The sequence below is a fragment of the uncultured Mycobacterium sp. genome (assembly GCF_964249325.1).
Taxonomy (GTDB): domain Bacteria; phylum Actinomycetota; class Actinomycetes; order Mycobacteriales; family Mycobacteriaceae; genus Mycobacterium.
This window is the reverse complement of record NZ_CAXUCH010000212.1, coordinates 1-7286: the sequence shown is the minus strand read 5'-3', so window position 1 is coordinate 7286 and position 7286 is coordinate 1. Positions and strand designations below refer to the sequence as shown.

Below are 7286 nucleotides of genomic sequence, written 5' to 3'. Positions count from 1 at the left end.
ATGCTGACCTTCCCACACGGCATGTTCAGCCTGGCCTACGCAAAGTCTTTGGAGACCTGGGTGCGCATCGAAGCGGGCCAACTGGAGCGCGCCGCAGAGCTTGTCGCAGAACTGGCCGACCTGGGCACGCAGCACGGCTTCGACGAATGGGTCATGGTGGCCGCCACACAAGACGCCACCGTACGGTCGGTGGCTGCGCTGGCGGACGACAAGTCCGATCCCACGACGCTGCAGGCGCTCATCGAAACGATGACCGCCGTCGTGCAAACCTGGCGGGCGTATGACCTGAAGGTCTTTCTCACGTGCTACGACGCGGTGCTGGCACGCCTGCTCAGCGCCGCTGGGCAGCAGGACGCCGCCCGTGATCGGGTGCGGATTGCGCTGGAGCTGGCCGACGAGACCGGAATGCATTTCTACGACGGCGAACTGCTGCGGATCCAGGCCCACACATCCGACGACGCGGAGGTATGCCATCAAGGTCTTTGCGATGCTGTCGCGCTGGCCCGCGAGCAGGGTGCGTTGATCTTCGAATTGCGCGCAGCCGCAGACGATTTCGAGCTTGTCGGCGAGTCTGCCCGCGGGGCTTTGGCCGACGCGGTCGGCCGCTTCCCATCCGAGCAGTCCTGGCCCGAGCTGACGCGAGCGCGGGCGCTGCTCGGGTGAGCCGGCCCGGGGGCCGGGTGGCCATCCTCGGCGGAGGTATGGCCGGGTTGAGTGCTGCCTGGCGGCTCAGCGAGCCCGGCTGGCGGGAGCGGTTCGACTCTATCACCGTCTATCAGCGCGGCTGGCGACTCGGCGGCAAGGCGGCGTCCAGTCGGGGAGAACACGGGCGGATCGAAGAACACGGCCTGCACGTGTGGCTGGGTTCCTACGAGAACGCGTTCTGGCTGCTTCGGCAGTGCTACGCCGAACTGGACAGGGCCGCAAGCGATCCGCAGGTGCCGATCCGCAGCTGGGACCAGGCCATGATCCCCTACGACAATCTCGCCCTGGCCGACCGGCCGCAGGACGACTGGTTGATCTGGCGCGGCCGGTTCGCCCGCAATCGCGAACTGCCCGGCGAACCCGACGGCACCGGCCGGGAACTCACGGTGGTCGGATTTGTTCGCCGGGCACTTCAGCTGATACTCGATTTCACCGACTCGCTCGGTGAGCCGGCCGCAGTCGGTCTTGCGCTTACCACCTCACCGGACCCACCAGCGCATATCCGGTCGGTCGAGGCGGTGCGCCGCGGCGTGACGGCCGTACTGGCTGCGATGGCCGATCCACCGCCACAACGTTCTGAAAGCGGCCTTGTAGACCGGGTTCTCAATGCGATCCGGGTCGGCCTGGACTACGACCATCGCCCCGATCACAAGCGGGCGTGGCTGCTGCTGTCGCTGCTGACCGCTACCGTGCGCGGGCTGATCGCCGACAACCTGCTCACCGACCCGCGCGGCTTCCGAGCGATCAACGACGAGGATTTCGGCGACTGGATCCTGCGCCATGGTGCTTACCCCGACGTGCTCCAATTCCCGCTGGTGCGTGGACTTTACGACATGGTGTTCGGCTACCGCGACGGTGACCGGAGCCGACGCGCGTTCGCTGCGGGGCTGGCCGTGCTGTGGACCGGCAACATGCTGTTTCAATACAAGGGCGCGCTGTTTTGGAAGATGACGGCCGGAATGGGCGACGTCGTGATTGCCCCCCTGTATCAGGTACTGCGACGACGCGGTGTGGAGTTCGAGTTTTTCCATCGCCTCGATGCCTTGCACCTCGATACCGCGCATCAGGCCGTCGAAGCGATCACGGTGGGACGACAGCTGCGGCTCGCCGACGGAATCGACCATTACGAACCGCTTGTCCGCGTGCGCGGCCTTCCCGTCTTTCCGAACGCGCCGGTGGCCAGTCAGCTTGACGCGAACGCCGGTATCGGCTGTCTGGAATCGCATTTCCACCAACGCGTAGACGCCGAAACACGGGTGCTGCGCAGGGGCGTCGACTTCGACCATGTTGTCCTGGCGGTGTCGCTCGGCATGGTGAATGTCGTTGCGGGCGAACTCATTACGCATCGGCCCGAGTGGCGGGAGATGACAACGAAGATCAGCACGGTCGCCACCCAGGCATTTCAGATTTGGCTGCGGCCAGACGAGACCGCATTAGGGTGGCGCCACCCGGGAGTCACCACCAGCGGCTATGTGCCCCCGTTCGATACCTGGGCGTCGATGCCGCAAACCTTATGGGCAGAGGACTGGCCCGACGAGGACCGGCCGGGCGCTGTCGCCTATTTCTGCGGCACTTTGCGGACGCCGCTGCACATGACAGACGACAGCCTCGAGTACGTTCGCCGCTGCGAAAGTCAGGTGCGCACAGACGCCGTCAGATATCTCGACAACCACGTGCGCCTTTACTTCCCGGGCGCGTGCACCGAGGACGGCTTCGCGTGGCACCTGCTGACCGGCGTTGACGGTCGGCGTGGCGCCGATGCGTTGGCAACGCAGCATGTGAGCGTGAACATCGACCCGTCGGATCGCTACGTTCAGTCGGTACCGGGAAGTGATCGGTACCGCCTGCGCCCGGACGAAAGCGGTTACGACAACCTGATTTTGGCGGGCGATTGGACCGATTGCGGCATGAACGCCGGCTGCATCGAGGCCGCCGTGATGTCGGGCTTCCAAGCGGCGAACGCGCTACTGGGCCGTCACCGCTACCACCGCGTACGGGGCTTCTATATCCCGTGAAGTGTCGGGACGGTTCGTTCTGGACTATCCCGGGTTTGATGCATAGCTCATTCCGGCACCATAGGCAGGGTTAACCGGAAGGCCGCTCCGTTGGTTTGGGGAAGGCATTTCAACGTGCCGTGGTGGGCTTGGGCCAGTGCTCGGGCGATCGGCAGGCCGAGGCCGGCGCCGCCGGAGTCGCGGTCCCGCGCGTCGTCAAGGCGGACCAGTCGGTCGAAGACCCGCTCCTGGTCAGCTTGCGGAATGCCGGGGCCGGAGTCGATGACCGTCACCTCGGCGTTTTGGTCGCGGGCTGCGGTGCACACCGTGATCCGCCCGCCATTCGGGGTGTATCGGCGGGCGTTGTCCAACAAGTTGGACAAGATCTGCGCGATGCGGCTGGAGTCGGCGCGGATGGGTAGCTGGTTGCCGTCCCCGACGAGCCGCACCCTCAGGCTGGGGGCAAGCATGGCGGCTCGGTCCACCTCGGCGGCAACAATGTCACGCAGGTCAATGTGTTCGTTGGGCAGCGCTACCCCCGCATCGATGCTGGCAATGTCGAGCAGGTCAGAGACTAACCTGGTGGCTCGTCGAGTTTCCTGGGCCAGCAGCGCGGCGTATCGGCGTCGTCGGGCGGTCGTGGCGTCGTCGTCATCACCGGTTGCTTTTGTGCTGGCCGTCAGTTGGTGTGCCACCGCCTGGATGCCGGCCACCGGGCTGCGCAGCTCATGCGCCGCATCGGAGAGGAACTGCCGAGTCTTCGCTTCGGCGCGTTGCGCCGTTTCGGCGGCCTGACGGGCATTGGTCTCGGCGTCCTCGAGTGCGTCGAGCATGTTGTCGAATGCGGCGGCCGCGTGCCCGAGTTCGGTTTTTGGCCGGTCGGGCCGGAGTCGGCGCCCTCGGTCACCGTAGGTGATCCGCTCGGCTGTTGAGGTAATCCGCTGTAGGGGGGTCAGCGCGCGTCCAACCGCGAATCTGACCAGCACGGCGACCACTACCAGTGTGGCGGCCCCGCCGACGAGGAGGTCGCGCCGCAGTTTGGCCTGGCGGGCATGGATCCCAGTGGTGTTCGCCACCATGGTGAGTTTCGAACCGTCCCGCAGAACGCGTGTCACCGTCTTGCTGGTCCGCTCGTGCCGGGACGCCGGTAGTGGTGGTCCCTTCGGCGGCAGCGGTGGTGGCGGGGTCGGCACGATCGTGCGGTCACCGTAGCGGGTGCCGTTTCGGTCGATCACCTGCACGCGGATTTGCCGCCCTTGCAGCTGGGTGACGATCTCGGCAGGCCCGACCCCAGCCTTGACGAGATTGGCGGCGCGGACGATGCCATCGTCCAGCCGGGCCTCCAGGTCACGGTTGAGCTGCACCCCAACGACCTCGTCGATAGCCACGCCGAGCACGACCAGCAAGACGGCGATCACACCGACCGTCGCCACAGTCACCCGTCGGCGCAGCGACGGAGTAGGTGTGGTCGCCGCGGTCATGGATGACATGCCGATAACTGGTAGCCGATTCCCCGGACCGTGTGCAGCATCCGAGAGCCGTGTGCCTCCAGCTTGCGGCGCAGCGCGCTGATGTAGACCTCGACGAGGTTGGCGTCGTAGGCGTCGTATCCCCATACCGCCGCCAAGATTTGATCCTTGCTCACGGTCCGGCCCCGCTGTTCGACGAGGTAAGTGAGCAGCTTGAACTCGGTGCCGGTGAGATCCAGTACTGCACCGGCACGACTGACCACGCCAGCTTCCACATCCAAGACAAGGTCACCGACCTGCATGGCCGATGGCACTCGTCCTCGCCGCCGCAGCACTGCGCCCACTCGCGAGACCAACTCGGCCACATCGAAAGGTTTGACCACGTAGTCATCAGCGCCGGCGTCTAGCCCACGTACGCGGTCATGGAGCGCGTCTTTGGCGGTGAGCAAGACGATGCCGGTATCACCATAGCCGCGCACCACATCGATAAGGGAGAAACCGTCGCGGCCGGGCAGCATCACGTCAAGCACCACCAGATCGGGGCGAAATGCGGCCAGCACGTCCTCCAGGCCACGACCGTCCACCCGTCCGCCGCTGACATATCCGGCGTCGGCAAGCGCCTCCACGACCATCTCGCGGATGGCGCCGTAGTCCTCTACCACCAGCACCCTTGGCGGGCTTGTGTCCGAGTGCTGCCGTGGGGCTCTGTGCACACCGCTATTGTGACGGCTTTCCTGAAGGGAGCCTGAGCAAAACGCGTCGTACGGCACCGTTTTCAGCTTCGCTTCAGCTTTGCCTCGGACCCTCTGCGTCTAACCGACCACCACGATCCCGGCATGGGGTCTTCGCCGCATCTCGGAGGAGGGAAAGCACATGTCATTCCTGACCATACAGCCGGAAATGCTGACCGCTGCGGCCGGCGACTTGGACGGTATCGGCTCGGCGATGACCGCTGCAAATGCGGCAGCCGCAGCCCCGACCACTGGGGTGGTTCCCGCCGCCGCGGACGAGGTGTCGGCGCTGACCGCGGCGCAGTTCGCTGCGCAGGGCCAGGTTTACCAGGCGATCAGCGCCCAGGCCGCGGCAATTCATCAACAGTTCGTGGCGACCATGACGGCCGCCTCCGGGTCATATGCCGCCACTGAGGCTGCCAACGCGGTGGCGACCGGGTGAAACCAAAGGGGATTCAGCAATGGATTTCGGAATGCTGCCACCAGAGATCAACTCCGCCCGAATGTACGCCGGTGCGGGATCGGGCCCGTTGTTGACCGCTGCGGCCGCCTGGGACGCGCTGGCCGCTGAAGTGCACTCCACCGCCGCTTCCTATAGCTCGAGGATCGCGGCGCTGACCACGGACTCGTGGTCGGGTCCGGCGTCGGCATCTATGACCGCCGCAGCCGCACCGTTTGTGGGGTGGATGAGCACCACCGCCACCCAGGCCGAGCAGACGGCCAACCAGGCGCGCGCAGCGGCAGCCGCCTATGAGGCGGCGTTTGCCATGACGGTGCCACCGCCGGTGATCGCGGCCAACCGCAGTTTGTTGATGTCGCTGATCGCGACGAACTTCCTGGGGCAAAACACCCCGGCGATCGCGGCCACCGAAGCCCAATACGGCGAGATGTGGGCACAGGATGCGGCCGCCATGTACGGCTATGCGGCCTCGTCGGCAACCGCCTCGACGATGAATCCCTTTGCGCCGCCGCCACAAACCACCAACCCGGCCGGACTGGCCGGACAGAACGCGGCGGTCGCACAAGCCACCGGCACGTCCGCCGGCACGAGCACGCAGATGACACTGTCCCAGACGATGTCGGCGGTGCCTTCGACCCTGCAGGGACTCAGCTCACCCCTTTCGTCGACGTCGTCCTCACCGTCTACGCATTCAACGTCGTCGCTTACGTCGTCGATGAACAATCTGAAGAGCTTCATGTCCCCTGTGCAGCAGCTGGCGACGATGCCCATGAGGGGCATGTCGATGATGAACTCGATGAAGTCTCTGATGTCGACGACGGGCGGTGCCGCCAAGGGCGCTCCGGCGGCGGCATCGGCTGTGAAGCGCGGGCCCGGTTCGTGGGCGGCCCCTTTGGGGTCGGCAGGCCCGGCGGGCTCGGGTATTGGCGGGAGCGGTGGAGCGGTGTCGGCGGGGGTAGGCCGGGCGACATCGATCGGTGCCCTGTCGGTTCCGCGGGCATGGTCGGCGGCGGCCCCGGCGATCAACCCTGTCGGCGCCGGATTCCCGAACACCGGCCTGGGCTCCGTCCCAGGGGTCTCGCTACTACCCATGACGCCGGTAAAGAACATGGCCGGCCAGGGCACGGTGCCGTCCCTGGACGACCTGCCGGACAAGCTCCAAAACCTGCTGGCGGGTTTCCCCGGGAACGGCGGGAGCAGTTTTGGTCCTCGATACGGGTTCCGTCCCGCTGTGATCGCCCGCCCGCCGGCCGCCGGATAACAGAAGGGAGAACCACTCAGGCCGTTTCACATTAGCCGCCTGTTGCGGTGCATCGTAGGCCGCCGAATAGGCGGGCGCTGACCGAGATCATTCTCCAAAGGAGGCAGTGAAATGACTACCCGTTTTATGACGGACCCCAACCAGATGCGTGCCATGGCAGGTCGTTTCGATGTGCATGCTCAGACTGTGGAGGACGAGGCCCGCAAGATGTGGGCATCCTCGCAGAACATCGCCGGTGCCGGCTGGAGTGGGTCTGCGCAAGCAACGTCCTACGACACCATGGGTCAGATGAATCAGGCATTCCGCAATATCGTGAACATGCTGCACGGGGTGCGCGACGGGCTGATCCGCGACGCCAACAACTACGAGCAGCAAGAGCAGGCGTCCCAGCAGATTCTGAGCAGCTAGCCCGCTGATAGCTCCTGGTGCGCAAAGCTGTTACCCGCAAGGAGGACTCAAACCATGACGATCAATTACCAGTTCGGCGACGTCGACGCGCATGGCGCCACCATACGTGCCCAGGCGATGGCGTTGGAGGCTGAGCATCAGGCCATCGTTCGAGATGTGCTTGCTGCTGGGGACTTTTGGGGTGGTGCCGGGTCGACGGCGTGCCAGGAGTTCATCACCCAGTTGGGCCGCAACTTCCCGGTGATCTACGAGCAGGCC

7 protein-coding genes and 1 pseudogene are annotated in these 7286 nt (G+C 65.5%); 6 read left to right on the top strand and 2 right to left on the bottom strand.

Features of this window, described 5'->3' with window-relative positions; genetic code table 11:
• Positions 1-663 (top strand): annotated as a pseudogene (locus tag ACFE99_RS20180) (adenylate/guanylate cyclase domain-containing protein); the annotation flags it as partial.
• Positions 660-2720, top strand: a complete 2061-nt coding sequence (locus tag ACFE99_RS20175) for an FAD-dependent oxidoreductase (protein WP_375488190.1) — start codon at positions 660-662, stop codon at positions 2718-2720. The pseudogene ACFE99_RS20180 and the gene ACFE99_RS20175, both read left to right, overlap by 4 nt.
• Before the next feature lie 47 nt (positions 2721-2767).
• On the opposite strand, the gene ACFE99_RS20170 is transcribed toward ACFE99_RS20175, so the two are convergent.
• Complete coding sequence (locus ACFE99_RS20170; protein ID WP_375488189.1) at positions 2768-4180, bottom strand: sensor histidine kinase; 1413 nt, start codon at positions 4178-4180, stop codon at positions 2768-2770.
• Positions 4177-4881, bottom strand: a complete 705-nt coding sequence (locus ACFE99_RS20165; protein ID WP_375488188.1) for a response regulator transcription factor — start codon at positions 4879-4881, stop codon at positions 4177-4179. The genes ACFE99_RS20170 and ACFE99_RS20165 overlap by 4 nt, the downstream gene beginning before the upstream one ends.
• 160 nt (positions 4882-5041) lie before the next feature.
• Here ACFE99_RS20165 and ACFE99_RS20160 point away from each other — a divergent pair, with 160 nt between their 5' ends.
• The 4 genes from ACFE99_RS20160 to ACFE99_RS20145 all read left to right on the top strand — a co-directional run.
• Positions 5042-5341, top strand: coding sequence for a PE family protein (locus tag ACFE99_RS20160; protein ID WP_375488187.1), 300 nt, complete (start codon positions 5042-5044; stop codon positions 5339-5341).
• Between the two features lie 19 nt (positions 5342-5360).
• On the top strand, positions 5361-6620 hold the full coding sequence (locus ACFE99_RS20155; protein WP_375488186.1) for a PPE family protein: 1260 nt from the start codon (positions 5361-5363) through the stop codon (positions 6618-6620).
• A gap of 111 nt (positions 6621-6731) precedes the next feature.
• Entirely contained in the window at positions 6732-7028 is a 297-nt protein-coding gene (locus ACFE99_RS20150) for a WXG100 family type VII secretion target (protein WP_375488185.1), read from the top strand.
• Positions 7029-7082: 54 nt separating this feature from the next.
• The coding region (locus ACFE99_RS20145) for a WXG100 family type VII secretion target (RefSeq protein ID WP_375488184.1) at positions 7083-7286 on the top strand (204 nt) is incomplete at its 3' end.